Source organism: Bradyrhizobium sp. NAS80.1 (assembly GCF_001908205.1).
In the GTDB taxonomy this organism is placed as follows: domain Bacteria; phylum Pseudomonadota; class Alphaproteobacteria; order Rhizobiales; family Xanthobacteraceae; genus Bradyrhizobium.
Window position 1 is genome coordinate 20,338 of record NZ_LGHL01000104.1, and the last position, 26,747, is coordinate 47,084.

General features: G+C 64.2%; 29 protein-coding genes, 3 tRNA genes and 1 pseudogene. 22 read left to right on the forward strand and 11 right to left on the reverse strand.

Annotated elements, in window-relative coordinates; all coding sequences use genetic code 11:
• Positions 1-34: 34 nt before the first annotated feature.
• Genes AC629_RS22840 through AC629_RS22850 form a run of 3 tightly spaced genes read left to right on the forward strand, consistent with a single transcriptional unit; the run spans position 35 to position 1,480 of the window.
• Positions 35-601 (forward strand): DUF2975 domain-containing protein, encoded by a 567-nt coding sequence (locus AC629_RS22840; RefSeq protein WP_084807223.1) that lies wholly within the window; start codon positions 35-37, stop codon positions 599-601.
• Positions 602-603: 2 nt separating this feature from the next.
• The gene (locus AC629_RS22845) at positions 604-858 is read left to right on the forward strand and encodes a helix-turn-helix domain-containing protein (RefSeq protein ID WP_084807224.1); all 255 of its coding nucleotides are present in this window, start codon (positions 604-606) and stop codon (positions 856-858) included.
• Between the two features lie 37 nt (positions 859-895).
• Positions 896-1,480 (forward strand): hypothetical protein, encoded by a 585-nt coding sequence (locus tag AC629_RS22850; protein ID WP_084807247.1) that lies wholly within the window; start codon positions 896-898, stop codon positions 1,478-1,480.
• A gap of 13 nt (positions 1,481-1,493) precedes the next feature.
• Here AC629_RS22850 and AC629_RS22855 read toward each other — a convergent pair whose 3' ends face one another.
• On the reverse strand, positions 1,494-2,273 hold the full coding sequence (locus tag AC629_RS22855; protein WP_084807225.1) for an NAD kinase: 780 nt from the start codon (positions 2,271-2,273) through the stop codon (positions 1,494-1,496).
• 255 nt (positions 2,274-2,528) lie between these two features.
• On the opposite strand from AC629_RS22855, the gene AC629_RS22860 reads away from it, so the two are divergent.
• A complete protein-coding gene (locus AC629_RS22860) occupies positions 2,529-4,097 on the forward strand; it encodes a S10 family peptidase (protein ID WP_084807226.1) in 1,569 nt (522 codons plus the stop codon).
• Here AC629_RS22860 and AC629_RS22865 read toward each other — a convergent pair.
• Positions 4,087-5,472, reverse strand: coding sequence for a serine hydrolase domain-containing protein (locus AC629_RS22865; protein WP_084807227.1), 1,386 nt, complete (start codon positions 5,470-5,472; stop codon positions 4,087-4,089). The two genes, AC629_RS22860 and AC629_RS22865, sit on opposite strands and share 11 nt — an antisense overlap.
• A 108-nt stretch (positions 5,473-5,580) precedes the next feature.
• Positions 5,581-6,123: a tetratricopeptide repeat protein gene (locus AC629_RS22870; RefSeq protein WP_084807228.1), complete on the reverse strand. Its 543-nt coding sequence runs from the start codon at positions 6,121-6,123 to the stop codon at positions 5,581-5,583.
• A gap of 249 nt (positions 6,124-6,372) precedes the next feature.
• On the opposite strand from AC629_RS22870, the gene AC629_RS22875 reads away from it, so the two are divergent.
• From AC629_RS22875 to AC629_RS22890, 4 genes are all read left to right on the forward strand, one after another.
• Positions 6,373-6,729, forward strand: a complete 357-nt coding sequence (locus AC629_RS22875; RefSeq protein WP_084807229.1) for a His-rich protein BRANT — start codon at positions 6,373-6,375, stop codon at positions 6,727-6,729.
• Positions 6,730-6,970: 241 nt separating this feature from the next.
• Positions 6,971-7,366: a hypothetical protein gene (locus AC629_RS22880; RefSeq protein ID WP_084807248.1), complete on the forward strand. Its 396-nt coding sequence runs from the start codon at positions 6,971-6,973 to the stop codon at positions 7,364-7,366.
• Between the two features lie 291 nt (positions 7,367-7,657).
• Positions 7,658-8,365, forward strand: a complete 708-nt coding sequence (locus tag AC629_RS22885) for an outer membrane protein (protein ID WP_084807249.1) — start codon at positions 7,658-7,660, stop codon at positions 8,363-8,365.
• A 236-nt stretch (positions 8,366-8,601) separates the two neighbouring features.
• Positions 8,602-8,844 (forward strand): DUF6719 family protein, encoded by a 243-nt coding sequence (locus AC629_RS22890; protein WP_084807230.1) that lies wholly within the window; start codon positions 8,602-8,604, stop codon positions 8,842-8,844.
• Positions 8,845-8,870: 26 nt separating this feature from the next.
• On the opposite strand, the gene AC629_RS22895 is transcribed toward AC629_RS22890, so the two are convergent.
• Positions 8,871-9,125, reverse strand: a complete 255-nt coding sequence (locus AC629_RS22895; RefSeq protein ID WP_084807231.1) for a hypothetical protein — start codon at positions 9,123-9,125, stop codon at positions 8,871-8,873.
• Between the two features lie 297 nt (positions 9,126-9,422).
• The gene (locus tag AC629_RS22900) at positions 9,423-9,854 is read right to left on the reverse strand and encodes a hypothetical protein (RefSeq protein ID WP_084807232.1); all 432 of its coding nucleotides are present in this window, start codon (positions 9,852-9,854) and stop codon (positions 9,423-9,425) included.
• A 103-nt stretch (positions 9,855-9,957) separates the two neighbouring features.
• Here AC629_RS22900 and AC629_RS47025 point away from each other — a divergent pair, with 103 nt between their 5' ends.
• The 5 genes and pseudogenes from AC629_RS47025 to AC629_RS22920 all read left to right on the forward strand — a co-directional run bounded on the left by AC629_RS47025 (position 9,958) and on the right by AC629_RS22920 (position 15,776).
• Positions 9,958-10,122 carry a hypothetical protein gene (locus AC629_RS47025; protein ID WP_168195566.1) on the forward strand — a complete coding sequence of 55 codons (165 nt, stop codon included), beginning with the start codon at positions 9,958-9,960 and terminating at the stop codon, positions 10,120-10,122.
• 213 nt (positions 10,123-10,335) lie between these two features.
• Positions 10,336-12,033: a methyl-accepting chemotaxis protein gene (locus tag AC629_RS22905; protein WP_084807233.1), complete on the forward strand. Its 1,698-nt coding sequence runs from the start codon at positions 10,336-10,338 to the stop codon at positions 12,031-12,033.
• A 264-nt stretch (positions 12,034-12,297) separates the two neighbouring features.
• Positions 12,298-13,007, forward strand: a pseudogene (locus tag AC629_RS22910) (class I SAM-dependent methyltransferase).
• 80 nt (positions 13,008-13,087) lie between these two features.
• The gene (locus AC629_RS22915) at positions 13,088-13,801 is read left to right on the forward strand and encodes a class I SAM-dependent methyltransferase (RefSeq protein WP_084807234.1); all 714 of its coding nucleotides are present in this window, start codon (positions 13,088-13,090) and stop codon (positions 13,799-13,801) included.
• A gap of 136 nt (positions 13,802-13,937) precedes the next feature.
• Positions 13,938-15,776, forward strand: a complete 1,839-nt coding sequence (locus tag AC629_RS22920) for an outer membrane protein assembly factor BamB family protein (protein WP_084807250.1) — start codon at positions 13,938-13,940, stop codon at positions 15,774-15,776.
• A gap of 712 nt (positions 15,777-16,488) precedes the next feature.
• Here the strand turns inward: AC629_RS22920 and AC629_RS22925 are convergent.
• Both AC629_RS22925 and AC629_RS22930 read right to left on the reverse strand, forming a co-directional pair.
• Positions 16,489-16,563 (reverse strand) — tRNA-Thr (locus AC629_RS22925).
• 166 nt (positions 16,564-16,729) lie between these two features.
• Entirely contained in the window at positions 16,730-17,212 is a 483-nt protein-coding gene (locus AC629_RS22930; RefSeq protein WP_084807235.1) for a hypothetical protein, read from the reverse strand.
• A gap of 325 nt (positions 17,213-17,537) precedes the next feature.
• Here AC629_RS22930 and AC629_RS22935 point away from each other — a divergent pair, with 325 nt between their 5' ends.
• Both AC629_RS22935 and AC629_RS22940 read left to right on the forward strand, forming a co-directional pair.
• Positions 17,538-18,023, forward strand: a complete 486-nt coding sequence (locus AC629_RS22935; protein ID WP_084807236.1) for a hypothetical protein — start codon at positions 17,538-17,540, stop codon at positions 18,021-18,023.
• Positions 18,024-18,066: 43 nt separating this feature from the next.
• On the forward strand, positions 18,067-18,567 hold the full coding sequence (locus AC629_RS22940) for a hypothetical protein (RefSeq protein ID WP_084807237.1): 501 nt from the start codon (positions 18,067-18,069) through the stop codon (positions 18,565-18,567).
• Between the two features lie 145 nt (positions 18,568-18,712).
• Here AC629_RS22940 and AC629_RS22945 read toward each other — a convergent pair.
• Positions 18,713-18,798: transfer RNA gene (locus AC629_RS22945), tRNA-Tyr, on the reverse strand.
• Between the two features lie 206 nt (positions 18,799-19,004).
• On the opposite strand from AC629_RS22945, the gene rlmB reads away from it, so the two are divergent.
• Positions 19,005-19,838: a 23S rRNA (guanosine(2251)-2'-O)-methyltransferase RlmB gene (rlmB, locus tag AC629_RS22950; RefSeq protein ID WP_084807238.1), complete on the forward strand. Its 834-nt coding sequence runs from the start codon at positions 19,005-19,007 to the stop codon at positions 19,836-19,838.
• On the opposite strand, the gene AC629_RS22955 is transcribed toward rlmB, so the two are convergent.
• Both AC629_RS22955 and AC629_RS22960 read right to left on the reverse strand, forming a co-directional pair.
• Complete coding sequence (locus tag AC629_RS22955) at positions 19,839-20,888, reverse strand: LLM class flavin-dependent oxidoreductase (RefSeq protein WP_084807239.1); 1,050 nt, start codon at positions 20,886-20,888, stop codon at positions 19,839-19,841. It abuts the gene before it with no gap.
• A 139-nt stretch (positions 20,889-21,027) separates the two neighbouring features.
• Positions 21,028-23,085 carry an ATP-dependent helicase gene (locus tag AC629_RS22960; protein ID WP_084807240.1) on the reverse strand — a complete coding sequence of 686 codons (2,058 nt, stop codon included), beginning with the start codon at positions 23,083-23,085 and terminating at the stop codon, positions 21,028-21,030.
• A 126-nt stretch (positions 23,086-23,211) separates the two neighbouring features.
• On the opposite strand from AC629_RS22960, the gene AC629_RS22965 reads away from it, so the two are divergent.
• Positions 23,212-23,802, forward strand: a complete 591-nt coding sequence (locus tag AC629_RS22965) for a TMEM175 family protein (protein ID WP_084807241.1) — start codon at positions 23,212-23,214, stop codon at positions 23,800-23,802.
• Between the two features lie 10 nt (positions 23,803-23,812).
• Here the strand turns inward: AC629_RS22965 and AC629_RS22970 are convergent, their stop codons facing one another.
• Entirely contained in the window at positions 23,813-24,193 is a 381-nt protein-coding gene (locus AC629_RS22970) for a YciI family protein (protein WP_084807251.1), read from the reverse strand.
• 202 nt (positions 24,194-24,395) lie between these two features.
• Between AC629_RS22970 and AC629_RS22975 the strand changes: the two genes are divergently transcribed.
• From AC629_RS22975 to AC629_RS22995, 5 genes are all read left to right on the forward strand, one after another.
• Positions 24,396-24,575 carry a hypothetical protein gene (locus tag AC629_RS22975; protein ID WP_084807242.1) on the forward strand — a complete coding sequence of 60 codons (180 nt, stop codon included), beginning with the start codon at positions 24,396-24,398 and terminating at the stop codon, positions 24,573-24,575.
• Positions 24,576-24,598: 23 nt separating this feature from the next.
• Complete coding sequence (locus AC629_RS22980) at positions 24,599-24,802, forward strand: hypothetical protein (protein WP_084807243.1); 204 nt, start codon at positions 24,599-24,601, stop codon at positions 24,800-24,802.
• A gap of 350 nt (positions 24,803-25,152) precedes the next feature.
• Positions 25,153-25,226: transfer RNA gene (locus AC629_RS22985), tRNA-Gly, on the forward strand.
• A gap of 328 nt (positions 25,227-25,554) precedes the next feature.
• Entirely contained in the window at positions 25,555-25,968 is a 414-nt protein-coding gene (locus AC629_RS50235) for a hypothetical protein (RefSeq protein WP_349531207.1), read from the forward strand.
• Entirely contained in the window at positions 25,904-26,650 is a 747-nt protein-coding gene (locus AC629_RS22995; protein WP_245331977.1) for an MT-A70 family methyltransferase, read from the forward strand. The genes AC629_RS50235 and AC629_RS22995 overlap by 65 nt, the downstream gene beginning before the upstream one ends.
• Positions 26,651-26,747: the final 97 nt, after the last annotated feature.

Sequence of the window (26,747 nt, forward strand, 5' to 3'; positions counted from 1 at the left end):
ATAAAAATATTCAATTGGACGGGAGCATCATCTGATGAGCGTCATCGCGTTTCCTTATCCTGCACCGGTCGAGCCGAGCCGGTTGCGGCGCATCGGACGGGTCGTGGCCTTCGGCTCGCTCGTCTGCATCGCAGGCGCGGTTCTTGCGGTGCCGCTGCTCTGGTCGAGCGACGAGGTGCTTCGGCACTGGATCGCTACACAGTCCCCGCTCGGAGCACGGCCATTCACGCTCAATCCCAGCACGCGCGTCATAGGCGCGCTGATCAGCGTGATCGGCCTTGCGCCCGTCATCTACGCATTGTTGCAGCTCTCGATGCTGTTCGCCCGTTTCGCGCGCGGCGAGGTCTTTGTGACCGACAATGCCTGGCGTATCCGCCGGATGGGCCTCGCGCTGATCGTCAACGCGTTGATCTCGCCGCTGGTGCAGATGCTCACCACGATCAACCTGACGCGGGCCAACCAGCCCGGCCAGATCGTGGTCATGTTCGGGATCGAGCAGTCGCATGTGCTGTCGGTGCTGAGCGGCCTCGCACTCGTCGCGTTCGCGACCGTGATGGTCGATGCGGTCCGCGCGTGGCACGAGAACAGCGAGATCATCTGACCATGCCGATCATCGTCAATCTCGACGTCATGCTCGCCAGGCGCAAGATCAGGTCGCGCGAACTTGCGGCGCGCATCGAGCTCACGGAGGCGAACGTCTCCCTGCTGAAGTCGGGCAAGGTGCGCGGCATCCGCTTCGACACGCTGGAGCGAATCTGTGCCGTGCTCGATTGCCAGCCCGGCGATATCCTCGAATACGTCCCGGGTAACGCCGACGACGCGTTAGAGCATCGCGCGGCCGGCCGGAAATCGGCCTAGCCAATTCCCTTTCAAGTTTAGCTTGGAGAAGCCTGCGATGAACCGCCTTGCGCGCGTTGTTGCGAGCGCGGCTGTGCTCATGCTTGCCGGTTGCGGCTCGGTGCCGCTGACATCGATCCCGCCGCTGGCGCGCATCGATGCCAAGACGACGGATCTGTCGATGCTGCGCGTCGCCGTGCAACTGCCCGATGCGCTGCGGCCGCGTTCGGGCGGCGTCAAGCTCGACGTCGTCACCAAATTGGCGGGGGAGGCGGAGGCCAAGACGAGCTTCGCCATGACGGAGATGAGCCAAACGCGAGATCGCGTCGACTTGCCGGCGCCGCCGCGGGGCTTTTCAATCTACGCCTATCGCTTGTCGCCGGCCGATGCGACGCGCTTCGAGGCGCTGCGCGCGTCGATGGTCGAGCAGGGGAGGAATGGCAAGCGCGGGTCGATGGGGCTCGGCGTGGCAGCCAAGGAGTTTTGCCGCGCGGATGCGGCGCCGCAGGCGTCGCTGCTTGTCACGATCTACCTGATGACGTCGGAGACGAAGGGCTTCGTTCCGGTCGTCAGGGACTTCAATCTGCTCGGGGATCCCGCAATGGCGACAGGCCTGGAATCGCTTGAGCCTTGCGGCCAGTGATCTGCGCCTAGGCTCAGTAGCCGAACTGCTCGCGCAGGATGCGCTCTTCCAGGCTGTGGCCGGGATCGAACAGCATGCGCATCGAAATGGTCTTGTCGGAGAGGACCTCGACGCGGCGGACGTCGCGCACTTCGTCGTGGTCGGCGACCGCCGCCACCGGACGCTTGTCGCCCTCGAGCACCTCGATCACGACGTAGGCTGTGTTGGGCAGGAGCGCGCCGCGCCAGCGGCGGGGGCGGAAGGCGCTTATCGGCGTCAGCGCCAGCAGGGCGGCGTTGATCGGCAGGATCGGTCCCTGCGCGGACAGATTATAGGCGGTCGAGCCGGCCGGCGTCGCCACCATGATGCCGTCGGCGATCAGCTCGGGCATGCGCTCGCGCTCGTCGATCAGGATCCGCAGGCGCGCCGCCTGGTAGGTCTGCCGAAACAGGGCGACCTCGTTGATGGCGTGGTGCAGGTGGACGCGGTCGTTGACGTCGGTCGCCCGCATCAGGAGCGGGTTGATCTCGGATTCATGCGCCGCCTCCAGCCGCGCGCGCAGGTCGTGCGTCGAGTATTCGTTCATCAGGAAGCCGACCGTGCCGCGGTGCATGCCGTAGATCGGCTTTCCCGTGTGCATGTTCTGGTGCAGCGTCTGGAGCATCAGTCCGTCGCCGCCGAGCGCGACCACGACGTCGGCTTCCTTCGGGTCGCAATTGCCATAATCCCTGGTGAGCTGGCCGAAGGCGATCTGCGCCTCGCTGCTCGGGCTGGCGACGAAGGCGATCCGGTCGTATCGCGATGGCTTGTTCATGGCTTCCGGGCAGGCCGCTGGCTTGAGAAAGTTCCGCCGGGCTCGTCTATACGACATGGGCCTCCATTGTCGAGGATGACCGCCCGTCAAAGCAAACGGGCGACGACCGATCCCGATTCAGGACAAAACCGGGGCGATTTGAGCCCGATCGGCCTGTTGAGGCGCTGCCGGACTTTGTGATCCCCCAAACCGTCGTAATTCCGCGCTAGCCTTTCGGTCAACGTCGGCTCTCATAGCCAGGCAGGGAGAACGATTATGGTCAAGAGTTTGCCGGCGCTTCGCCGCGCGACCCTGGTGCTGGCGGTGTCGGCTTTCGCGCTCGCAGGATTTGCACGCGCGGACGATCCGCCGCAGCCGCGCTCTGAGGCGGCGGCGCCAACCGGACAAAAGGGTGGGCGCAGCGGCAATGCACAGAACGCAGCGCCGACGTCACCATCGGCGGCCGAGCCGCACCGTCTGCCGCCGGATTCGACCACGAAACACACGCTCGATCTGCCCGGCCGGACGCTTGCTTTCGGTGCGACCGCCGGCTCGATCCGCGTGTTCGACGACAAGGGAGAGCCGCTGGTCGACATCGCCTATACCTCCTATGAGCTCGACGGTGCCGACCGCGCCACGCGCCCGGTCACGTTCCTGTTCAACGGCGGGCCCGGCGCGTCCTCGGCGTGGCTCCAGTTCGGCGCAGTTGGGCCGTGGCGGCTGCCGCTCCACGGCGAAGCCCTGTCGCCGTCGGCTTCACCCGAGGTGAAGCCCAACGCGGAGACGTGGCTCGATTTCACCGATCTCGTCTTCATCGATCCCGTCAGCACCGGCTACAGCCGTTTTGTCACCAGCGGCGAAGACGCGCGCAAGCGCTTCTATTCTGTCGATGGTGACGCCAACTCGATCGCGCTCGTGATCCGCCGCTGGCTCGAGAAGCACGACAGGTTGGTCTCGCCGAAATACGTGGCCGGCGAAAGCTATGGCGGCATCCGCGGACCGAAGGTCGTGCGTCAGTTGCAGGTCCAGCATGGCGTCGGCGTCAGGGGATTGATCCTGGTGTCGCCGCTGCTCGATTTCCGCGAGTTCACCGGCACGAGCCTCCTGCAATATGTCGCGACGCTGCCGAGCTATGTGGCGGTGGCGCGCGAAGCCAAGGGACCGGTCACGCGCGCCGATCTCGCCGACGTCGAGGCCTACGCGCGAGGTGAATTCCTGACCGACCTCGTCAAGGGCGCGGCCGACAGGGAGGCGGCCAACCGGCTTGCCGACAAGGTCGCCGAGCTCACCGGCATCGACCAGGCGGTGAGCCGCAGGCTCGCCGGCCGCTTTGACGTCGGCGAATTCCGCCGCGAGTTCGACCGCAAGAACGGCATGGTGACGGGACGCTACGATGCTTCCGTGCGCGGGTTCGACCCATATCCGGATTCAAGCAGTTCGCGCTTCGGCGATCCTTCAGGCGATGCGCTCCAGGCGCCGTTGACGAGTGCCGCGGTCGATGTCCTGACGCGCAAGCTCAACTGGCGGCCCGACGGCTCCTATGAGGTCCTGAACGGGGCTGTCGAAGGCCACTGGGATTTCGGCCGGGGCATCAATCCGCCGCAGTCGGTGTCGGATCTGCGCCAGATTCTTGCGACCGACGCAAAGCTGAACGTGCTGGTCGGGCATGGCCTGTTCGATCTCGCCACGCCCTATTTCGGAACGAAGCGGGTGCTCGACCAGTTGCCGGCTTTTGCGACGCAGCGGGTGAAATTCGTCGTCTATCCCGGCGGCCATATGTTCTATTCGCACGACGGCTCGCGGCAGGCGTTCCGCGGTGAGGTCGAGGCGCTCATCAGGGAGTAGGGCGCCGCTTGCGCGGTGGGTAGCGCCGCGCGATCTCGCGCGTCACGACGCTCGCAGGCTTGATATTAGCGCCCGCGAGCCAGATGTCGCTGACCTTGCCGCGCTTGTCGCGGACGCGGCGCACCGGCTCGCCATGACTGGAGTAGCCGGCGGCCCAGGCGAGCTTGCCGGTGTCGCGGCCGGTGACCTCGATCTCGGCGGCATCCATGAACGGGTTGTTGAACTGGGGATTAGCGACGAGCACCCGGTTGCCGACCGGCACGAGGTCCGTTGCGCCCCAGATCGTCCACCAGCGGCCGGTCCAGTCGCGCACGCGCCGGTCGGGTGCGCCGCGGGTCTGGAAGACGCGCAGGATCTGCATCGCGCCGTCCATCCACAACGGCGCTGCGCCGTCGATGGAGTTGCTGAGGATGCTGATCGCAAGCTCGCACCCGGGGATGGAGCAGGTCCGGGAGATGTAGCCCTGGAAACCGCCACCATGGCCGAACCAGTCCCAGCCGTCGGTTTTGCCGGCGCTGACGCCCAAACCGTAATAGCCCTCGAAGCTTTGCGGGATGCGCCAATGGTTTCGCGTCATCTCGCGGCGGCTCGCGACCGACAGCACGCTCTTCCTTGCGTTGGGCGCAAGCTGCGAGAAGAAGCGAGCCGTATCGCCGGCGGTCGCAACGAAGCCTGCGGCCGATGCCATGGCATAGGCGAGATTGTCGCCGGGGACGACGCATCGCTCGCCCAGCGGCAGCTTTCGCGTGTGGCCGCGCGCGAACGGCGTGCCCTTGGCAAGCGGCGCATTCGGCTCGGTCTCGCGCAGGCCCGCGGGTTCGATGATCTCGCGCTTGATCCAAACGGTGTAGGGCTCCTTCGTCACGGCTTCGATCACGAGACCGATCAGTGCAAAACCGTGATTGGAGTATTTGAAGCGCGTGCCGGGTTCGATCGCGGTCGGCAGCTTCAATTCCGCGAGCAGCTCCTTGGCGTTGAGATAGGGACGGCTGTCGATGAACTGGCCGGAGTCTGCGCCATCGCGCGTCAGCCCTGCGCTGTGCGAGAGCACTTGTGCAATCGTCGTTTCGGCGACGCGCGGATGCAGGCCGCGGACATATTGACCGATCGGGTCGTCGAGCCGGAGCTTGCGCTGCTCGCGCAGCTTCATGACGCCGGCTGCGGTAAAGCTCTTGGAGTGCGAGGCGATGCGGAAACGGTGGCGCGGGGTGAGCTTCTCGCCGGTGTCGAGATTGGCGAGGCCGAACGCATGCTCGGCAACGACCTCGCCGCGATGGGCGAATGCGACGATGACGCCCGGCTGTTGGATTGTCGTCTGCTGGAATTCGATCCAGGAGCCGATGTAGTCGATCGCGGAGCGTAGCCACGTGTCCATTGCGCACCAATTTGCGAGGGGAAGATCGGTGCGTGAGGCTAGCCGAGAAAGCGGAACGGGCACAACCCTGAGGTTGTGCCCGTTCGCTTCACTCAAAAATACGATGTCTCAGTAGACGAGCGTCGCGCCGGTCGGCTTGTCGAGCGCAGCGGCAAGCGAGCGATACTCGGAGCTGTCGGTGCCGGCGAGCGAAGCGATCTTGTTCAGATGATACTGCGCCTGTTCGCGGTTGCCCTGCTCGAGCTGCCAGAGGCCGTAATACTGCCAGGTGCGAACATGGTTTGGATCGTCCTTCAGCGCCAGCTCGTAATAGACCTTCGACGACCGGTAGTCGCCGAGCTTGCGATAGGAGTAGCCGATCAGATTGGCGACGTCGGCGACGTCGTCGCGCTTGAGCGATTTCAACTGATCGATCGCACTCGTGTAGTCGTGGCTGTCGTAGATCGTGGTGTAGGCGGTGCGATAGGCAGCGAGGAATTTGGGATCACTGACGGAGGAGCTCTTCTTCTTCCCCTTTTTGGCGGAAGTATCCGACTTCGGCGGCGACGAGGGCTCGTCGCTGCCCGCGGCGTAAGCGCTGGTCAGCACCGGCGCGGCCGCCAGCGTCATGGAGACGAGTCCCGGCACCAGAAGCATTGAGAGTCTGCGCATCTAAGTTCTCCCGTATGGAATGTGGCGATCCTACACGATTGCCCGAAGACGGGAACACCCATCGGACCAAAACATTCCCGGCTGGCCGGTCTATTCGCCGTGCCGCAGATGACAAACTTGTCATCGAGATGAACGGAAGCTGGCAAGGAGCTTCAGACTGGGTTCAGTGCGCACTCCCTATGCTCGCACCTACGATCGAAGGGTAGGCGAGAGGGCGCCGCCTCGAGATCCTTCAAGAGGAGACCAACCATGTTGAAGACCTTTTCCGCAGCCTTGCTCGCAGCTTCCGTGATCGCAGCCCCGGCCTTCGCCACCGAGGCCGGCAAGACCAACACCACCGCGCCGGTGATCAAGGCGGACCAGAGCCAGAGCAAGGTGTCGAACTCCGCCGCGAAACCCGATGCCGGCGTCAAGGCCGATACGAAGGCTGCCGACGTCAAGGCGGATACCAAGTCGAAGACGATGAACGCGCACGCCGCCGTCACGCCCGACGAGCACAAGACCGTGCGTACGCATCGTCATCACCACAAGCATCTGTCGGCCAAGAAGTCGCCGAAGGCGCAGCCGGACGTCACCAAGCCGGCGACCACTGAAAAGCGCAGCTGACGACTGATCCCGCGCGGCGGCATCTCTGCATTGCCCCCGCTGCCGCGTGCGGAATTCAGGCCCGGCCCGCTGGCCATGCCTTGCGCGAAAGCTCGAGGTGTCGGTGGCGGGCCGGTGCGCCATTCGCGCCGGCGCGGAGGGCGCAAGCGAATTCCCTTGACGCAACCTTGCAGCTAGAACATCCCCAAGTCTGTTCGAGGGGAGAGCGCGACCTGTGGGGCGATTGGCGAAACGTGCGGTGATCCTGGCATTGCCGCTGGCGCTTGCGGGATGTTTCGGCAGCGATGGCGACCGTCCGTCCCTGATGGAAGGGACCCAGGCCGGAGGCCCGCAGCCCTTTCCCGACAATTTCCGCAGCGACACACTCGCCTTGATGCGCTCCTATCTCAACAATCCAGTCGGGGTGCGCGACGCCAGCATGGCCGAGCCGGTGCAGCGTGAGGTCGGCGGACGACAGTTCTATGTGAGTTGCCTGCACTTCACGCCGCGTGAGACCGACGGCAGCTACAAGGGCATGCGCGAGCGCGCCGTGATTTTCGTCAACGGGCGGGCCGATCGCGTCGTCGATCGCGCCAGCGAGCTCTGCGCCGGTGCGGTTTACGCTCCCTTTCCGGAACTGGAAAAGATGACGCGGTAGCGCAAAGCCCGCCTTCATCGCCTGGTGCTAGGAGAGGGGCCGCCGGAGCCGCTGGATCACATTTTGGCGAGCTTTGAACGGGGCGGTTTTGCCTTGCGACCAATTGTTTCGGGGGCCTTGCGCAAGCGACAAAAACAGTCGGTGCAAGGCAACTTGGCGGAACAAATCGCGTTGTTGTCACCCGTCACAGTAACGAACGATCAACGTTCCGGCATCGCCGCGAGGCAACCAAATTCACGCCACGTTGTTTGGTTTGCTGAGGGTCGATCTCTTGAAAGAACGGGGATGAACATGAAGACGATTTGGCTCGGCGCCGCAGCTCTGCTTGCGTTGGCCGCGCCGGCCGCGGCAGCCGACATGCAGCCGCGCACCTACACCAAGGCGCCGGTCTACACGCCGCCGCAGGTGATCTACAACTGGACCGGTTTCTACATCGGCGGCCATGTCGGCGGCGCCTTCGCCGGCGACAGCAGCTTCCAGTCGAGCGACGCGCGCTTCCTGGGCGGCGTGCAGGGTGGCTTCGACTATCAGTTCGCGCCCAACTGGGTGGTGGGTATCGAGGCCCAGTATTCCTGGCTGCCGACCAACAACAACGGTGTCTTGTTCCCGCTTGGGACGCAGGTGACGTCCAACACCGATCAGATCGGGTCGGTGACGGGCCGCGTCGGTTACACCTGGGGGCCGACACTGCTCTACGCCAAGGGCGGTTACGCCTGGCGTAACAACAATCTCGGCGTCAATATTGCCGGCGTGCCCCAGGCCTTCACCACCACCGGCAACAGCAAGGACGGCTACACGGTCGGCGCCGGCCTCGAATACATGTTCGCGCCGAACTGGTCGGCCAAGGCCGAGTACCAGTACTATAATTTCGGCAGCACGACCTTCACCTCAGGCCCGGCCGATATTGCCGGTGTTCGCGGCCGGGAGGACGACCATACCGTCAAGGTCGGTGTGAACTACCGCTTCGGCTGGGGCGGTCCGGCAGGCTCGCGCTACTGACGCACCGTCAACGACCACGATCTGACAAAGGCCGGCCTCCGCCGGCCTTTTGTTTGCCGACCTTTCGTTTGCCTTGCGTGAACCATCTGGCGCATCATTTGCAGGCAAACATTCTGGCGCGCGCCTTCTCACGCGCGTCACGGGGCTCGGGTAAAGCAAAAATAATTTTTGCCGCTTACGGAACTCGCGCTCCGGAACGCGTTATATGACAGCTACGGGTTGGTGGGACGACGGACATGCGTATTCTTGTGTCGGCAGTAGTGCTTTCGTGCTTCATCGCCTTGCCGTGTTCTGCACAGACAATCCTCAAATCCGAGCCTCTGGTGCTGGCACCCTATGAGGTGGCCTTCGTCAAGGACGCCTCCTGTCCGTCGGGCAAGGTGCTGAAGGTCACCGGGGCAATCCGCGGGCTGCACCGCCGGAAGTCCTGTGTGGTGCTGACGGGTGAGCAGGCCTCGCTGGCGACCGCGTCGCCCTGAGCCCCCCTCAGGCCTCCGGCCGGATCTCACGAATTCAGGTTAAGCTCCGTCCTGGACTGCTGCTCGGCCTCGGCCTTGTTCTCGGCCGGGTCCTCGCCTTGGGCTGCCCGGCAGGGCTTGATCTCGTAGTCGTTGTCGAGCACCCGGCGCGGTCCGGGACGGTCGTCGTCGGCTGACACATCCACGACCAAACCGCTCCGCTCCGCGAGTTTCCAAACGTCGGCTTCGCCCGGATAGGCCTTGCTGATTTGTGCGTCGTTGCAGAACAGGGCGTAGGGCATTTTTCCCGCTCCCGGAATGCGCGTTAACGACTTCGCTGGGGAGGGGGTTCCGGCTGGCAGTGTGATCACGGAGCCGTGATCAAGGCGCCTGGTGCCCTGAGTCGTAAACGAGTCCTGAATCCCAGAAAAAAGAATCCCTGGGACTCTCCGGCCGGAATCAGCGGATGTTTTTGGCCATGACGAGTGACCTCAAAACCTCCTGCGGGCACATGCTCCTGCCGTTGACGCTGGCGCTGTTCGGCGCCTGCGCGACCAATCTCTGGCTGGTATGGTCCTGGCTGTGAGGCGCTAGCCGCCTCACTTTCCCGCCGGCGGGTGGGGGGAGGCGTCGCGCGTCTCGGCGCGGAGCCGCGCGAAGGTCGCCGCACAATATTCCTCACGTTCGCGCTCAAACCGTTCCTGGTGCTTGCGGAAATTGGCAATGCGGGCCTGCATCTCGCTGCGAACATCGCTCGTCCGCGGCGGCGGGACCTGGACGGGGTGAGGTTGGGCGAGCGGCGGGGGCTCGGGGGGTGATACGGCCGCCGGAGGTTCGGGTGGCGATACGGCGGCCGGAGGCTCGGCTTCGACCGCAACGGCCCGGACGGTAACAATCTCCGTCGTTACCGCGAACGCAGTCGTGGCGCGCTCCGGTGGATGGTGGGTATCCCTTTTGCCTTTGCCGGTTACCGATTGGACGAAGGCCATTGTCTGCGCGATCAGCGCGTCGCGTTCCTTGATCCACTTCATGGTGCACCTCGGTTGGAGCTATTCCAGCAAAGCTGGCCGGCCGAATCAAGGAGGTGACCCCGCAGGGGATTGCATATTTTTCCCGAACGCCCGACAGTAGGGCATGGATCCCAAGACAGAGCAGTCGGACGAAGCGCAGGGCCTGAGGCTCGTGCGCGCCTTTCTGTCGCTGCCGCCCGACAAGCGGGCGGAGGTGATTGCTTTCGTCGAGGCATTGCTGCGTGCCCATGGCCGGCCCGAGGAGGGTACCGAGGCATCCCCGCGCTGAGCGCTATCGCTCGCGTGGGTTGACGTTGGGCACGAAGGGCGCGCCGAGAGCGGACCAAACTCTGCCAGAGATCACTGAAGCTTACGCGCGGGCTGCGAGCGGTTATTTTTCCGTAAGACTACGAGCGTCATCTGGTATCAAATCTTAACGACCGCCGGCTCCAATGGCGCCGCTGCGACTGCTTCGGTCGCTGAAAATCGTTGGGCGGCCGAAATGAGCTTTTTGAATAATTTGAAGATCGTCTGGAAGGTCACGCTGATCGTGACCGTGATGGGCTGTGCGCTGGCTGGCGTCGCCGCCTTTGGAACGCGCGAACTCTCTGTAACCGTCGACGGATACAGCGAACTCGCCGCTGCGCAATCGTCGGCGCTTAACTTGACGCGAGCCTTGCGCCGCGTCGAGACGTATCACGCTGCGCTCTATGCGGTCTTCACCGAGGCGACCGAGGCAGGCAACGCCAAGCGTCTCAAGACAGCAACCCAGAACCGCGACGAAATTCGTCAATTCCTGGAGGCGGCGGAGCAAGACGATCTGTCGCGCGCAAGCGAGATCAAGAACATGAGCAGCCAGTTGAAGGCCGTGTTCATGGGCTGCGATCGGGTACTTCAGGCCGGCTCGCAGGCGAGCAGCCAGGAAGAGAATGCGAAGGCCGCCGATCGGGCTCACAAGGAGTGCGATCCGCTGATCGACGCGGCCCTGGTGCGCATCAATTCATTCGTAGGCGAGACTGCCCGGGCGGTTGTCAAGCGCAAGGATGCCATTGAACGTGACGCCAAATCCGCGACCTGGACCGTGATGGGCGTCAGCGCTTTTGGCCTGTTCGTCGGCATCGCGATCGCGCTGTTCATCGGCCTCAAGGCGATGTCGCAGCCGATCGCCCGGCTCAAGCTCGCCATGGAGGGTCTCGCCCGCAACGATCTGAAAACCGAGGTGCCCGAAAAAGAGCGCCACGACGAGATCGGCGACATGGCCAGGACCGTCGAAGTGTTCAAGACCAACGCGCTGGAAGTGGAGCGTCTCAAGGCCGCGCAGGTCGAAGCGGAGAAGCAGGCTGCCGAGCAGCGCCGCCGCGACATGTTCAACCTTGCCGACGGCTTCGAACGTGCGGTCGGCGAGATCATCGATACCGTCGGATCCGCCTCCACCGAGCTCGAGGCGTCGTCCTCGACCCTGGCAACCACCGCGCAACGTGCGCAGGAGCTGACCTCGGTCGTCGTGACCGCTTCGGGCGAAGCCACCGGCAACGTGCAATCGGTCGCGACCGCCACGGAGGAGCTGTCCTCCTCGGTCAACGAGATCAGCCGGCAGGTGCAGGAATCGGCCCGGATGGCGGGCGACGCCGTCAGCCAGGCCCGCACCACGACCGAGCGGGTCAGCGAGCTCTCGATCGCGGCGACGCGGATCGGCGATGTCGTCGAACTGATCAATACCATCGCCGGTCAGACCAATCTTCTCGCGCTGAACGCCACGATCGAAGCGGCGCGCGCCGGCGAGGCCGGCCGCGGCTTCGCGGTCGTCGCCTCGGAGGTGAAGACACTGGCTGAGCAGACCGCAAAGGCGACCGGCGAGATCAGCCAGCAGATCTCCGGCATTCAGAGCGCGACCCAGGAATCGGTGAATGCGATCCGGGACATCTCAGCGACGATCGAGCGGCTGTCGGAAGTGTCCTCGACCATTGCCGCAGCCGTCGAGGAGCAGGGTGCCGCGACCCAGGAGATCGCACGAAACGTGCAGCAGGCGGCCCATGGCACCCAGCAGGTCTCCTCGAACATCTCCGACGTGCAGCGTGGCGCGGCCGAAACCGGCTCGGCTTCCTCGCAGGTGCTCTCGACCGCCAAAATGCTGGCAAGCGACAGCAACCGGCTGAAGGACGAGGTCGGGAAATTCCTCCGGACGGTGCGCGCGGCGTAAGCCGGGCGACGCACAAGGCCCGGCGGCCTTGCGCCGGCGAGCCGCAGTTCCTATTGCGGCAGCAAGAGAGCCATGGCGATCGCGAAAAGAAAGCCCGTCGCGACGATCGCCGTCACGGCACCGGCGACGATCTTGGCGATCTCTCGGCTGGTATAGGGATGCATGCCATGTGCACCCTACCTCATGTTGAACTCTGATCCAATCTGTGGTCAGTAGCCGTCCCCGCGCAACGCGCGGCGAGCATCCAGTCCCGAAGGCAGAGGCATGAGCGAGGACATCAGCGATGGCTGGGCCGCGTCCGCGGCCGCCTGGATCATCGAGCAGGGGGATGAGGGCGACTATGGCCGCCGCTTCGTGCTGGATGCGCCAATGCAGGCGCGGATCGAGGGACGCGGGTTTCGCAATGCGCTCGACGTCGGCTGCGGGGAGGGGCGCTTCTGCCGCATCATGCAGCGCGCCGGCATCTGCACGACCGGCATCGATCCGACCGAAGCGCTGCTCGGGAATTGGACCCGCATGGCGACTATCGGCTCGGCAGGGCCGAGACGATCGACGCCGATGCGTTCTACGATCTCGTCGTCAGCTATCTCAGCCTGATCGACATACCAGATCTCGCTGGGGCCATCGCGAAGATGGTGGCCGCGCTGCGGCCGGGCGGCACGCTGCTGATCGCCAACCTGACCAGCTTCAACACAGCAGGCCAGCCCGATGGATGGATGCGCGACCGCGAGGGTATCCCGCGCTTTTCGATCGACCACTACATGGACGAGCGGCCGATCTGGGTGAGCTGGAACGGCATCCGTGTCCAGAACTGGCATCGTCCGCTCAGCACCTATATGACGCTCCTGCTCGATCACGGCCTGCAGTTGCGCCTGTTCGTCGAACCGCAGCCCACAGCCGGCGATCCCGACAGAATTGCCCATCATCGCCGCGTGCCCTTCTTCCACATCATGGAGTGGCAGAAGCCGGCTTGAAGGAGGGGCCGATGATTTTGGACGCGACGCCACGTCTATATAGTGAGCCCGCGACGGAATCTTGATGTGAGCCTCATCCCATGATCGCAAATCGTCCAGCCGTGCTCGCCCACGAACGCTTCGTCGCCGACCGCGAGAACTTTGCTGGCCTCGATCTCGCCGCGCGGTTCGAGCGGATAGAGAGGACGAACCTTTGGGGAGCCGCGACCTCGGTGTCAGGCCTTGGCTCAGAGGACCCCGCCACCGCCGCAATCCGGGAAGCACTCCCGGCACTGTTGCAACGGCTCGGGGCGCGCTCGCTGCTCGATGCGCCCTGTGGCGATGCCGGCTGGATCGGCCGCATGAAGCTCGATGTCGATTACATCGGCATCGACATCGTGCCGTCGCTGATCGAGGCCAATAGCGAGCGCGCGGCGCGGGGTGAACTGGCCGGCCAGTTTCGCGTTGCGGACATCACGCGCGATGCGCTGCCGCTTGCCGACATAATCCTGTGCCGCGACTGCCTGGTGCATCTGAGCTTTCAGAACATCGCTCGCACCGTCACTCGCTTTCGCGACAGTGGCGCGCGCTTCCTGCTGGTCACGACATTCCCCGAATGGGACGGCAATCGCGATTGCGAAGACGGCGACTGGCGCGCGCTGAACATGGAGAAGGCGCCGTTCAACTGGCCGGCGCCGCGCGCGTTGATCAACGAGCGTTGCGAGGAGGGCGGTGGCGGCTGGCGAGACAAGAGCCTCGGGCTCTGGCGGCTGGACGAACTGCCCCATATCGCCGGCATTGCCACGGATATGTGACAAACGCGACGGAACATCCGTTCCTTCGGCGCTTGCTGCCGCTGTACACTTGGCGCAGTATACTTGGGCGCAATATACTTGGGGTTGTGTGAAGCCATCTCGCGTTAAGGTACCGGTACCGGTGCTGGAGCACGCCATGAGACCCAGTGTAGTGGTAGCTGCGATGCTGATCTGGTGCTGCGCGCCGGCACTGGCGCAGCAGGACGGCGCCGCCCTCTACGCAGCGCATTGCGCGCAATGTCACGATGGCGGAGATGCCCAGAGCCGTGTGCCGGGCCGCAGCGCCATGCAGGCGATGTCGTTCGATCATGTGCTGGGGACGTTGACCTCCGGCAGCATGGCGGCGATGGCGAAGGACCGTAGCGACGAGGAACGCCGTGCGATCGCTTCCTTCGTCACCGGCAAGGCCGCGACCGAGGCTAGCGCAGCCGACGCGCAGGGCCGCTGCACGCAGCGGGTCAGCGGTTTTCCGCAACCGCTCGACGGTCCTCGCTGGAACGGCTGGGGCGTCGACGTCAACAATAGCCGCTTCCAGCCGGCCGACATGGCGGGCCTGACCGCGGAGCAGGTGCCGCGCCTGCGGCTGAAATGGGCCTATGCATTTCCCGGCGCCTCGGTGTCCTTTGCGCCACCGACCATCGTAGGCGGTCTGCTGTTCATCGGCGGCACCGACCGCAAGGTGCGCGCGCTCGACGCCAGAAGCGGCTGCACGCTGTGGACATTCGCAACCGATGGCGCGGTGCGTGCCGCGATCAGCTTTGCGCCGCTTCCCGGCACCGATCAGTTCGCGATCTTCTTCGGTGATTTGCGCGCGAACGCCTATGCCGTGAACGCGCTGACCGGCGCACTGATCTGGAAAACAAAGGTCGAGGAGCATCCGGCCGCGCGCATCACCGGCGCCCCAACGCTGCATTCCGGCGTTCTCTACGTGCCGGTGTCCTCGATCGAGGAAGCCGCCGGCTCGCAAGTCACTTACGAATGCTGTACCTTCCGCGGCAGCGTGGTCGCGCTGGAGGCCGCGACCGGCAAGCCGGTCTGGCAGGCCTATACAATCCCGGAAGTGCCGCATCCGACCGGCAAGAATGCGAGGGGCACGCAGCTCTTCGGTCCGTCCGGCGCCTCGATCTGGTCGGCACCGACGATCGATCCGAAGCGCAACGCCGTCTATGTCGCGACCAGCAATTCCTATTCGAATCCGCCAGCCGCAACCGCCGATGCGATCCTCGCTTTCGAGCTCGCGACCGGGAAGCTGCTCTGGAAGCAGCAGGCAACGCCGAAGGATGCTTTTGTCGTGGCGTGCTTCAGCGCAGACAAGACCAATTGTCCCGACGATCACGGGCCCGATCATGATTTCGGCCAGTCGCCGATCCTCGTGACCTTGCGCGACGGCAGGCGCATGCTCGTCATCGCGCAGAAATCCGGTGTCGTGCATGCGCTCGATCCCGATGATGGCGGCAAGATCCTGTGGCAGACCAGAATCGGGAAGGGCGGCCCGCTCGGCGGCAGCGAATGGGGCTCGGCCGCCGATCAGGACCGCGTCTATGTCGCGAACTCCGACGTGCGCTTTACGCGCGCCAGCCCGCTACAGCTCGATTCCACCCAGGGTGGCGGCCTGTTTGGCCTCGATCTCGCCAGCGGGAAAATCGCGATGGAAGTGCCTCCGGTCGCCTGCGGCGAGCGTCTGCAATGCAGCCCCGCGCTGTCGGCAGCGGTGAGCCTGATCCCCGGCGTCGTGTTCTCCGGCAGCGTCAGCGGCTTCATGCGCGCCTACGCCGCCGCCGACGGCAAGCTGCTGTGGGAGTTCGACACCGCGCGGGACTTCAAGGCCGTCAACGGCGTTGCTGCCCATGGCGGCGCGATCGACGGCCCGGGGCCGGTCATCGCCGGCGGCATGCTCTACACCAATGCCGGCTACGGCCAATGGGGCGGCGTCGCCGGCAACGTGCTGCTGGCGTTCGAGGTGGGGCAGGAGTGAGGGGAAGGCGTGGACTTGCGGCGAAGGCAGCGTCGCGCCGTCAACGTCGTGATTTACGACGGGGCAGAACCAGCACGCTTGTCACGCGCTGTCCCACCGCACCCTCGATCGCCTCCGCAATTGGGGGGCTGTATTCGGCGCCGATGATCCCCGCGATGTCTTCGCTCCTAGTAGCGTAGGCGGAGATAACGCCAGCGGACAATGCCGCGCCTCTGGAAGTACGTGTCGAAGATATTGGCCCCGAGGATGAGATTGAGTTTGGCCTGAACGGCGAGCGCCCGGCGAACGCTACATCACCCTCGGGGAAGCAGACGGCACATTCCAGCGATGGAAGCTGACAGAGACCCAGGCGAGCAAGATCTGGCGCGAGTTGAACGCGCGCCGAGATTAGACTATGCCGCGCATGGGTCTGATCTAACTGGGGGGGCGTATGGGCTCGCTGTCTATCTGGCATTGGGTCGTCGTTATCGTATTCATTGCGAGCCCGATCATGGGAATCATCCGAGGCGTTAAAAACGGATCGATTCTAAATGCGCTGTTGTCGGCATTTTTCCCGGGTTACGGGCTCGTGTACTTTTTCGCCGGGAAGTGAACAGGTCAAGAACAACTGTGCCTGTTCTTGCGACGGACGTGACCGCGTTTTGTTTCCGTTTTAGCCGCGCCTTCCGGAGGCCTGAAAGCGAGAAAAGCCCGGTAATTCCCGGCAAATCCGTGGTGCCGGCTGAGGGGATTGAACCCCCGACCTTCGGTTTACAAAACCGCTGCTCTACCGCTGAGCTAAGCCGGCGACGCTGGGATGTGGGCAGGGACCGGCATGCGCCGGGGCTGTCCGGCCCGTGCGCGCCGCAATACCAGACTTGATCGGAAAGTGCCAGAACCCCGCGATCATCCTCGCGGACATGAAACAGGCGGCCTAGAGGCCGCCTGTTCTATTGCATTCGACCTGGGTCAGCCTACTGGCAGATGTGCCGGCGACCGTCTTCGCCCTTGATCCAGGTGCCGGGCCGGCAAACGATGCCGTTTCGGGCCGCGTAAGTATCCCAATTGCCGTACCAACCCATTTCGCCACGGTTGTAGCTGCCGGAAGCGTCATAGGCGTACGAGTTGTCCCAGCTGCGGAACGGAGCTGAGGCAACGGCCGCCGCGGTGCCGACGGCGGCGCCAGCAACTGCGCCCGCAGTATCCAGCGGCCAGAAGCCGCTGTTGGGCCTGGTCGCATTATTGTAGCGGTTCGGCTGGCGGTAGGCCGTACGCCGATAATGCCGCTGTTGACGGCTGGTCGCGTAGGGGCTGCCGGGGCCCGCGTTCATGCAATTCGCGTTCGGGAACTCGGACTGGCAAGCATCAGGATTGGAGAAGGCCGCTTGACCAAAAGCAGGGCTCGCCAATGCGGACGCCGCGATAGCAGCCGCGCCGATCAGTTTCAGGCTCGTCATGGTATTTGCTCCATGTAGTTGAGACCGTCGTTAAGCGACAGGCTAAGTGCGACCGTCGACGAGTCGTTCCGCGATCTTGCGTAAGCAGTGTCACTTCGATGTGATCGCGCAGAAGATGTGCGGTTTGTGCCATGCATCCCGGCGTGGTTCGGGCGACGCCGAGCATCGGCGGCCGCAAGGCGTTAACGCTTCGCTAGCTCGCTTCGCAGCATTTGAGCGGCATGCAATCCCTACGTGTTAGGCTTACCGGAATTTGGTGAGGCGGCCTTAACCCTCTGCGGGCCGCAATCGGATAGGTTGTCGCCCGGATAACCGGGATCCTCCCATGCGCGCTCTGGCGCTCGCAGCCTTTCTGATCGGACTGCCCGCGACGGCGTTTGCCGGCGAGGGCTTTGATATCGTCGTTCCCGGCCGTCCCGGCGTGCCGATCATCATCAACAACATCGACGCATCCTACACTGTCGTCGAGGGTGTCTGGGGCCTGGGCAAGAACGTCCAGGTGCAGCCGACGATTTATGGCGGGCGCTATATCGCCGAGCGGCAGCCCGCCGACGTCGGCCATTATTATCCGACGCTGGGCTTGCGGCCCGGCTACGGCCGCCTCGAGGTCGAGCCGCCCGCGAACCGCAAATTGCCGAAGCCGGCCGAGAGCTACCACCAGAGCTGGAGTGCGCAATCCGCGCCGCTGCCGCCGCAGATGGACGTGCCCGTCGATCCGCCACCGGTGATCCTCGCGCCTGAGATCAACGACTATCCGCGGCGATATCGGCCGCGCCCGCATCCCGGGTTGCCCGGCAGGCCCCCCGGCTAAGAAACGTCAAAATCCAACGAACGGAATTCAACAGGAGAGAGTAATGCGTCAAATGATTTCGGGACTGGTCGCGGCGGCTGCCGTGATGTTTGCGGGCGCCGCGGTGGCCGCGGATTGCGGCTACACTGCTTGCGCGCCGGTTGCGCCAGTTGTACCGGTCTATTCCGGCTGCAACACGGGTTGCGGCGGTAGCTGGGGTTATGGCCCGGGCTATGGCGGTTGGGGCTTTGCGCAGCTCGCCGAGCCGACGACGCAGTACTATTGGGTCAACCAGGGTCCGACCTATACCGGCCCGGGCGCCTTCGCGCCGTATCCGACCTATAGCGAGGACGCGGTCGTTGCCCCCGCCAACTATGGCTATGGCTATGGCTACGGCTATGGCTATCGCGGCGTCATTGCCGCCCCGGGCGCCTACCGTCCATATCGCTATGGCTACGGCCCGCGCTACGGCTATCTGCCGCGCACGAACTATGGCTACGGTCCGCGCTACGGCTACCGCGCGCCGTATTACGGCGGCCAGCGCGCGGTGCGCCGCTATTACTGATCGTTTGATTGGTTGAGTTGAAGAAATGCCCGTCCGCGCGAAGCGGACGGGCATTTTGTTTTTAGCGTGAGCGTGCCGTAGCGGTGATCGCAAATAGGCGGTTACGAAGAGACGGGGACGCCGCTAGGGCTTTGCGGAAAAAGGCTGGTGGGGGAGGCAGGACTCGAACCTGCGAAGCCATGAGGCGGCTGATTTACAGTCAGCTCCCTTTGCCACTCGGGACACTCCCCCGCTCGACGGCAGCACAATCGGGCCGGGCCTTGCCGGCGGACCGAAGACGGCCATGGAACGTGAAGGCCGCGGCAACCCGGATCGGGGCGCGACCGGCGCGTTTATGGGCGAAGCAGTGGGGCAAAGTCAACCGAGGTGAACAGCTAAAATCGCCTCCACTCGCATCCAAATTGCCATATTCCGGCGCCCGTGACACAAGCGAGCCCATGAAGGATCGAAAATTTGCCCCCAGGGGGCCCCGCGGCGGGGCTAAGCCCTTCAACAGGCCCGGGAAATCGGCCGGCCGGCCGGCTTGGCGCGATCGTGATTCGCAACTCGACGGACCCGTCATCCTCTATGGATGGCACACCGTCACGATGGCTCTGGCCAATCCAGCGCGGCGGATCCGCAAGCTGACGCTGACCGAGAACGCCGCCCGGCGGCTGGCGGAAGAAAACATCGAGACCCGCGTCGCGCCCGAGATCGTCCGCCCCCAGGAGATCGACCGTCTGCTTTCGCCGGACGCCGTGCATCAGGGCCTGCTCGCGGAAGCCGACCCTCTGCCTTCGCCTGACATCGAGACCTTGAAGCAGGAAGGCATGGTGCTGGTGCTCGATCAGATCACCGATCCACACAATGTGGGCGCCATCCTGCGCTCCGCGGCGGCCTTCGCAGTCAAGGCGATCGTCACCACCGCGCGGCACACCCCGGAAGCGACCGGGGTGCTGGCCAAGGCGGCCTCCGGCGCGCTCGAGCTGGTGCCAATGGTGACCGTGCAGAACCTCGCCCGCGCGCTCACCGCGTTGAATGAGCGCGGCTTCCAGACCGTCGGCCTCGACAGCGAAGGCAGCGAGGACCTCTCGGACGTCGCGCTGCGCGAGCCGCTTGCGCTGGTGCTCGGGGCCGAAGGCAAGGGCCTGCGGCAACTGACCCGCGAGACCTGCAGCGTCGTGGCGCGGCTCGACATGCCCGGCGAGATCAAGAGCCTCAACGTGTCCAATGCTGCCGTGCTCTCGCTCTATGTCGGCGCAAGCCGGCTAGGGCTGATGAAGCCAGCGTAGTCAGGCTGTCTCCAAGGGCTCACCCATCATCTCCCGCACCATCGGCACCACCTTCCGCCCGTAGAGCTCGATGCTCTTCATCAGCTTCTCGTGCGGCAACGGCCCCGCCGAATACTTCAGCTGAAACCGCTCGATACCAAGCGCCTTTGCCGTCTTGGCGATCTTGCGCGCGACGGTTTCCGGCGAGCCGACATAGAGCGAGCCGTGCTCGGCCTCGTTCACGAATTCATCGCGGCCCATTGGCGGCCAGCCGCGCTCCTTGCCGATGCGGTCGCGCATGGCCTTGTAATCGGGCCACAGCTCCTCGCGCGCCTGCGCATCCGTCTCGGCGACATAGCCGGGCGAGTGCACGCCGATTGGTTGTGCCGGGCGGCCGAACTCCCTGAAGGCGCGGTGATAGAGGTCAACGTAAGGCGCAAAGCGCGCAGGGTCGCCGCCGATGATCGCGAGCATCAGGGGCAGGTCGTAATGCGCGGCGCGCACCACCGATTGCGGGCTGCCGCCGACGCCGATCCAGGTTTTGAGCTGGCCGTTCTCGACCGGCGGATAGACCAGCTGACCCTTAAGCGGCGGACGCAGCTTGCCTTCCCAGGTCACGGGCTTCTGCGACAGGAGCGCTGCGAACAGGTCGAGCTTTTCCTCGAACAGCGCCTCGTAAGCCCTGAGGTCGAAACCGAACAGCGGAAAGGATTCTGTGAAGGAGCCGCGGCCGAGGATCACCTCGGCGCGTCCGTTCGAGAGCGCGTCGAGCGTGGCAAAACGCTGGAAGACGCGGATCGGATCGTCCGAGCTCAGCACCGTCACGGCCGAGCCGAGATGGATGTGCTTGGTGCGCGCAGCGATCGCAGCGAGAACGGTTTCAGGCGAGGAGATCGCGAAATCGGCGCGGTGATGCTCGCCGAGACCGATGAAGTCGAGGCCGAGCTCGTCGGCCAGCACCGCCTCGTCGACGACATTGCGGATCACTTGCGCATGCGCAAGCATCGCGCCGGAGGCGTCCCTGGTGACGTCGCCAAAGGTATCCAGTCCGAATTGAAGCGGTGCGTTCATCGATCAGGTCTCTGAGGGGAGGGATCGACGAGACTTAAGGGACGGCGGCCAGCTCACAAGGCGGCTTTCGGAAATGCTGGGTTTCCATTCTTGGGTCCTATCTCGAGATACGCACAACCCTCTTGCCGAGCGCCGCGCTCTACCGCCACATCCCGCGCATCCGCGCGCCGATATCGATCTTCGGGCCTTGCGCCGCGGTGCGGGCCGCGCCCGCTGCGGCTTTCGGCCACGCGGTGCGCTCGAACAAATAGACCAGCGATTCAGGGATGAAGCGGGTGCGCGAGGCGTAGACGTGGCGGTCGCCCTTGGCGGCCTGGCCGTGCACGAAGAAGCGCTGCGGCACGATGAGGTGCAGATCGTCCTTGGCGCGCGTCATCGCGACATAGAGCAGGCGGCGCTCCTCCTCGAGCTCGGCGCTGGTGCCGGCGCCGAGATCGGAGGGCATGCAGCCGTCGACGACGTTGAGCACGAACACCGACTTCCACTCCTGGCCCTTGGCGGAGTGGATGGTGGAGAGGATCAGATAGTCCTCGTCGCGCAAGGGCGGACCGGACTTGTCACTGGTCGCATCCGGCGGGTCGAGCGTGAGCTCGGTCAGGAATTTTTCGCGGGAGGCATAGCCGCTCGCGATCTGCTCGAGCTGCATCAGGTCGGCGCGGCGCGTCTCGGAATCCTCGTGGATGCGATCAAGATGCGGCTCGTACCAGAGCCGGACGCGCTCGAGATCGGCCGGCCATTCCGAATAGCGCAAATTCTGGGTCGTGCGGACGAAGTCGGTCCAGTCGGCACCAGTACGCGGCGGCACCGGAAGTTGGCCGAGCGCGTGCAGCGGATCGGTGCTCTCCGCCATCTGGTCGAGCACGCGCTGCGCGGTTGCGGGGCCAATGCCCGGCAACAGATGCAGGACGCGGAAGCCCGCGACGCGATCGCGTGGATTCTCGGCAAAGCGCAAGAGTGCCAGCACGTCCTTGACGTGAGCTGCGTCGAGAAACTTCAGCCCGCCGAACTTGACGAAGGGGATGTTGCGGCGGGTCAGCTCGATCTCCAACGGCCCGGAATGCGAGGAGGTGCGGAACAGCACCGCCTGGTGCTTGAGCAGTGCGCCTTGCTCGCGATTGGCCAGCACCTCCTCGACGATGTAGCGCGCCTGGTCGGCCTCGTCGTGCACGGTGATGAGCTGCGGCTTCTGCGACGAGGTGCGGTCGGTCCAGAGATTCTTGGTGAAGCGTTCGCGCGCAAGGCCAATGACGCCGTTGGCGGCCGCCAGCACGGCCTGCGTCGAGCGGTAATTGCGGTCGAGCGTGATCATGTCCGCGCGGGGCGAGAAGCTCTGCGGAAATTCCAGGATGTTACGCACGGTGGCGGCGCGGAATGAATAGATCGACTGCGCGTCGTCGCCGACCACGGTGAGGCCGCGGCCATCAGGCTTCAGCGCCAGCAGGATCGAGGATTGCAGGCGGTTGGTGTCCTGATATTCGTCGACCAGCACGTGATCGAAGCGGCCGCCGATCTCTTCGGCAATCAGCGCATCGCTCATCATCTGCGACCAGTAGAGCAGGAGGTCGTCGTAATCGAGCACGTGCTGGGCCTGCTTGGCCTCGACATAGGCCGCGAACAGTCCCTTCAGCTCGGCCGCCCAGCCCGCGCACCAGGGATAATGCTGACCGAGCACCTTCTCGATCTCCATCTCGGCATTGACGCAGCGCGAGTAGATCGACAGGCACGTGCCCTTGGCCGGAAAGCGGCTCTCGGTCTTCGACAACCCGCGCTCGTGCCGGACCAGGTTCATCAGGTCGGCGGAATCCTCGCGGTCGTGGATGGTAAAGGCGGGGTCGACGCCGATCCGCTCGGCATATTCGCGTAGCAACCGCGCACCGATGCCGTGGAAAGTGCCGGCCCAGGTCAGCGCATCGCGCATGATCGCGGCATTGTTCTCGCCGAGCACCTTTCGGGCGATACGCTCGACCCGGCCAGCCATCTCGGCCGCCGCGCGGCGGGAAAATGTCATCAGGAGGATGCGGCGCGGATCTGCGCCGGCAACGATCAGATGGGCGACGCGATGGGCCAGCGTGTTGGTCTTGCCGGAACCGGCGCCGGCGATGACGAGCAGGGGACCGCCCACGGTTGCGCCATCGGCCACGCCATGCTCGACGGCGCGGCGCTGCTCCGCATTGAGCGTGTCCAGATATGTCGCCACGAATCGCCCCGGTGAAAGGGTGAGAATCGGCGATTTGCCAGCGAATCGCAATGCGGCTGGACGGAGCCGAGTTTAACACCTAGGGAATAGACGGCCCAAAGTTCCAGCCCGAAAAGCGCACCCGGTATGACCGAGCTCAAGCCCGAACAGTTCGAGATGCGGCGGCTGGAGTCGCTCAGCAACACCATTTTTGGCGTCGCCATGACGCTGCTCGCCTATGACTTGCCCAAGGCCGCAGTCTTCACCAGCGCGCCCGACTGGAGCGATCTCGCCCGGGTCTATTCCGGCAAGCTCGGCGGTTTTGCGCTCAGCTTCATCATCGCCGGCCTGTTCTGGATCAGCCATCACCGACGGCTGGCGCGCCAGCCTGTCGGCAGCCGTGGCGTGGTGATCCTCAATCTGTTCTTCCTGCTCTCGATCGTGCTGCTGCCGGTGACCAACGGCCTCTACACCAATTACGCCATGAGTAGCGCCGTCGCGGTGCTCTACGGCTTGCACTTGACTGCGATCGCCGGCCTCAATGCCTGGCTGTGGTGGACGATCTTCGGCGGCTGGCGCCGTGAGACCATGGCCTCGCTGTTTCCGCTGCTCGTGTTCGTGCCAGGCACGATCGCTGCGGCGTTCGCGCCGCATGTCGCGCCCTTTCTCTGGTTCATTGCCTTCGGTGGGCTCCTGATCAGGCGCTTTAATGCCGCACCGGCGGACCAGGATACGTAAAGCGCCCCGATCACCCTGATGTCGCGCCGAACCCGTCGGCCGGCAGGAAAAGCTTGATGGGGCGGATTTCGTAGACCGCGCTCGGATTGGCCTTGCGCAGCTCGCGCGCCGCGGCGATCGCGCCGTCCTCGTTGTCGAACTCCATGATGTAGAAGCCGAGGAGCTGCTCCTTGGTCTCGGCGAACGGGCCGTCCAGAACCATCCCGGCGCCGGGCCCGCGCAGCGTGCGGGCCTTGCTGGTCTCGTCGAGCCGGGCGGCGGGGCCGAAATGGCCGTTGGCCCGCAACGGCTCGTGGGCAGCTCTCAGGTTCGTCATGACCGTGGCGTCCGCCTCCGGCGTCCAGGACATGACCTCGTCTTCCACATGATAGGCCAGGATGGCGTAAAGCATCGTCACCTCGCTGATTTTGCTGCGCGCACCCAAAGGACGTATCACCGCGGCCGCCACCGACAATAGCGGCGCCGAAAATATTGCGTCGCCGGCCCAGCGACGAAACCGTCCTGAAACCCGATTGCCGCCTCGAGCGGTGAACGCTGTCCGAAATCGATGCGACTGATGGCCACCAAGAACACTGAGCCATTCGGAGGCGGCCATGTCGACCATCAGGATCATCTGCGACGCGCGTCGGGCGGGACAATCCGAGCCGGCGGATTTGCAGGATCAGAGCGGCCATCACCGCTATTACGGTAGCTCGGCTGAGAACGGCGGCGAGCGGATCGTCGAAAGCCGCCGCGGCAAGCAGCCGCGTCTTCTGAACGTCCGCGGCCTCTAAAGCCTTCGAACCGATGCGCGACAATGAGCGTCCTGCAAGTTTCGATCGCCGCGATGCAGTTCCTGCTCTCGCTGGCGAGCCGGTCCAGCAAGGCGATCGCCCCGTGCCTGTTCACGACCATCTTGACCGTGCTCTTGAGTGACGAGCCACACCGCGCCGTCATGACCTGGTGCGTCGGCACGCTGATTGCTGCCGTCGCCATGCGCGAGCGGCTTCGCGCCATCTGAGCCGGCTCGCTCCTTCCGACCAGGACAAAATCTCAAAAGAAAAGGCGCGGCGGGCAGTCGCCCGTCGCGCCCGATTTCCTGCTCGCTGGTCCAGGGCCGAGACCGCCCCGATGCCAAGCCTCTGTTCAAAGCTTAGCTGGCGATCCCAGCGAGGTGACAGCGCTTGAGATAAAACACTGGATCACCTCCTTTCGTTGGTTTCGGGAGCCCCAATATAGGCAGCAAGCCTACCGCTGTTAAGGGGAGGCGGACCGGGCCGAACCGGACCTGTTGGCAAGCGGGAAAAGCCGCCGAAAGCCACTCCTTGGGCAGTTGAGACCGCCGCCCGGCCGTGTTAGGGAGCCCCTAACGCGGGTGTAGCTCAATGGTAGAGCAGCAGCCTTCCAAGCTGAATACGAGGGTTCGATTCCCTTCACCCGCTCCAGCTCTATTTTGCTATCAGAAACAGCCTGTTACCTTTGCACCGAGCGGGCTGACCCGTGACTTTTTGCGATTTTCGTACAAATTCCGTACAACAAGCGGCCAGAAACCACGGACCAATCGTCGGAAAGCTCGTAGCTTTCGCAGCTAGACGGTGAGCAGATTTTCCGGACCGTCCGGAGAGGCGACGGCAAGACTTGCCCCGAGTTGCTGAATGATACTGTGCACCTTCGCGGCCTTGTCTTCGGGATTTCGTCAATCGGACTCCGGCCAGATCCACCGAGGCTCATACCCCAAAAGTCTTTCTAGGACGCTTCGTCGCGGTGCTCCGGTTGTTTGCCGCGGTGCTCGCGGGCGCCAATCGTTTCCCGCCGTGGCGGTTCTTCCTCTTCAACCTACTCCGGCAGTTCAATCCCGAGCGCCTTGGTCGTCTTCAGATTGATGACGAACTCGATTTGGTGCCGTTCAACATGGTGTCGACGCCGTCTGGACCCCACAGATCGCTGCTGTGTTCAAGGACCGCGATGTCATCTACCTTGCGGACAACGACAAACCCGCTGCCCGGGCGGGACAGGCGCTCACAGGCGTTGTCAGGAGCATTCGCATTGCGAGCTTTCGGTCTCCGGCCGAGCGATATGGCCAGCGCGGATATTTCGTTGGGGCAGGATCGTGAGGTGTACCATGTCGATCATGCCCTGGTTTTTCGAGCCGTTGTTGCCGCGTTCATTCCGGCTCGCGCTGATTGATCCGCCGTGGGAATTTCAAACCTACTCGCTTGCCGGACAAGGCAAGTCGGCGCAGGCACATTACACCGTGATGCCGCTCGACGCGATCAAGGTGCTTCCTGTCCGCGATCTCTGCCAGGATGACGCCATCGTGATGTGTTGGGCCACCATACCTATGCTGCCGCACGCGCTCGCCTGCCTTGAAGCGTGGCGTGTCACGTACAAAAGTAACATCGTCTGGCGCAAGGTCACGAGGCGCGGGAAACTGCGTATGGGTTGCGGATTTTGGACGCGATCAATGCACGAGCAGGTGCTGATCGGCACCATCGGAAAGCCGCCCCTGATCACGTTTCCATCGATCTTTGACGGCATCGCGCGCCAGCACAGCCGCAAGCCGGATGAGCTTTATCAGATGATCGCGGATCGTACGCCGGGTTGGCGGCGCGCCGACATCTTCTCGCGTGAGACGCGCCACGGCTGGCACGCGTGGGGTAGCGAGGCTGGCAAGTACGATCATGAGGTGCGCGACGCCCCAATCCGTCAGGCGGGCATCAAGCAGCGCCAGGCGCAAAAGGAAGCGGAAGGCGAAGGCGATGACCCAAAGCCGGATTGTGTTCTGGCTCCGAAATATTGCCCCCTTTCGGCGTGCAACCTTGGCTCTGACTCACTTTTGATGCAGTTTGGGGGATGTCTGGCGTTTTGAATGGGGGAGAATCAGCGCCATGCAGCAAGCACTCCAGCGCTCCAGTCTGGTGCCGCGTGGGTTTGTTGTAGAGAGTGCGTACTACGAAGACGATAAG

Excerpts from the sequence above, each read along its gene's own strand:
- AC629_RS22840 (WP_084807223.1), top strand. The coding sequence starts at position 35 with ATGAGCGTCATCGCGTTTCCTTATCCTGCACCGGTCGAGCCGAGCCGG.
- AC629_RS22845 (WP_084807224.1), top strand. The coding sequence starts at position 604 with ATGCCGATCATCGTCAATCTCGACGTCATGCTCGCCAGGCGCAAGATC.
- AC629_RS22850 (WP_084807247.1), top strand. The coding sequence starts at position 896 with ATGAACCGCCTTGCGCGCGTTGTTGCGAGCGCGGCTGTGCTCATGCTT.
- AC629_RS22855 (WP_084807225.1), bottom strand. The coding sequence starts at position 2,273 with ATGAACAAGCCATCGCGATACGACCGGATCGCCTTCGTCGCCAGCCCG.
- AC629_RS22860 (WP_084807226.1), top strand. The coding sequence starts at position 2,529 with ATGGTCAAGAGTTTGCCGGCGCTTCGCCGCGCGACCCTGGTGCTGGCG.
- AC629_RS22865 (WP_084807227.1), bottom strand. The coding sequence starts at position 5,472 with ATGGACACGTGGCTACGCTCCGCGATCGACTACATCGGCTCCTGGATC.
- AC629_RS22870 (WP_084807228.1), bottom strand. The coding sequence starts at position 6,123 with ATGCGCAGACTCTCAATGCTTCTGGTGCCGGGACTCGTCTCCATGACG.
- AC629_RS22875 (WP_084807229.1), top strand. The coding sequence starts at position 6,373 with ATGTTGAAGACCTTTTCCGCAGCCTTGCTCGCAGCTTCCGTGATCGCA.
- AC629_RS22885 (WP_084807249.1), top strand. The coding sequence starts at position 7,658 with ATGAAGACGATTTGGCTCGGCGCCGCAGCTCTGCTTGCGTTGGCCGCG.
- AC629_RS22890 (WP_084807230.1), top strand. The coding sequence starts at position 8,602 with ATGCGTATTCTTGTGTCGGCAGTAGTGCTTTCGTGCTTCATCGCCTTG.
- AC629_RS22895 (WP_084807231.1), bottom strand. The coding sequence starts at position 9,125 with ATGCCCTACGCCCTGTTCTGCAACGACGCACAAATCAGCAAGGCCTAT.
- AC629_RS22900 (WP_084807232.1), bottom strand. The coding sequence starts at position 9,854 with ATGAAGTGGATCAAGGAACGCGACGCGCTGATCGCGCAGACAATGGCC.
- AC629_RS47025 (WP_168195566.1), top strand. The coding sequence starts at position 9,958 with ATGGATCCCAAGACAGAGCAGTCGGACGAAGCGCAGGGCCTGAGGCTC.
- AC629_RS22905 (WP_084807233.1), top strand. The coding sequence starts at position 10,336 with ATGAGCTTTTTGAATAATTTGAAGATCGTCTGGAAGGTCACGCTGATC.
- AC629_RS22915 (WP_084807234.1), top strand. The coding sequence starts at position 13,088 with ATGATCGCAAATCGTCCAGCCGTGCTCGCCCACGAACGCTTCGTCGCC.
- AC629_RS22920 (WP_084807250.1), top strand. The coding sequence starts at position 13,938 with ATGAGACCCAGTGTAGTGGTAGCTGCGATGCTGATCTGGTGCTGCGCG.
- AC629_RS22930 (WP_084807235.1), bottom strand. The coding sequence starts at position 17,212 with ATGACGAGCCTGAAACTGATCGGCGCGGCTGCTATCGCGGCGTCCGCA.
- AC629_RS22935 (WP_084807236.1), top strand. The coding sequence starts at position 17,538 with ATGCGCGCTCTGGCGCTCGCAGCCTTTCTGATCGGACTGCCCGCGACG.
- AC629_RS22940 (WP_084807237.1), top strand. The coding sequence starts at position 18,067 with ATGCGTCAAATGATTTCGGGACTGGTCGCGGCGGCTGCCGTGATGTTT.
- rlmB (WP_084807238.1), top strand. The coding sequence starts at position 19,005 with ATGAAGGATCGAAAATTTGCCCCCAGGGGGCCCCGCGGCGGGGCTAAG.
- AC629_RS22955 (WP_084807239.1), bottom strand. The coding sequence starts at position 20,888 with ATGAACGCACCGCTTCAATTCGGACTGGATACCTTTGGCGACGTCACC.
- AC629_RS22965 (WP_084807241.1), top strand. The coding sequence starts at position 23,212 with ATGACCGAGCTCAAGCCCGAACAGTTCGAGATGCGGCGGCTGGAGTCG.
- AC629_RS22970 (WP_084807251.1), bottom strand. The coding sequence starts at position 24,193 with ATGCTTTACGCCATCCTGGCCTATCATGTGGAAGACGAGGTCATGTCC.
- AC629_RS22975 (WP_084807242.1), top strand. The coding sequence starts at position 24,396 with ATGTCGACCATCAGGATCATCTGCGACGCGCGTCGGGCGGGACAATCC.
- AC629_RS22980 (WP_084807243.1), top strand. The coding sequence starts at position 24,599 with ATGAGCGTCCTGCAAGTTTCGATCGCCGCGATGCAGTTCCTGCTCTCG.
- AC629_RS22995 (WP_245331977.1), top strand. The coding sequence starts at position 25,904 with ATGTCGATCATGCCCTGGTTTTTCGAGCCGTTGTTGCCGCGTTCATTC.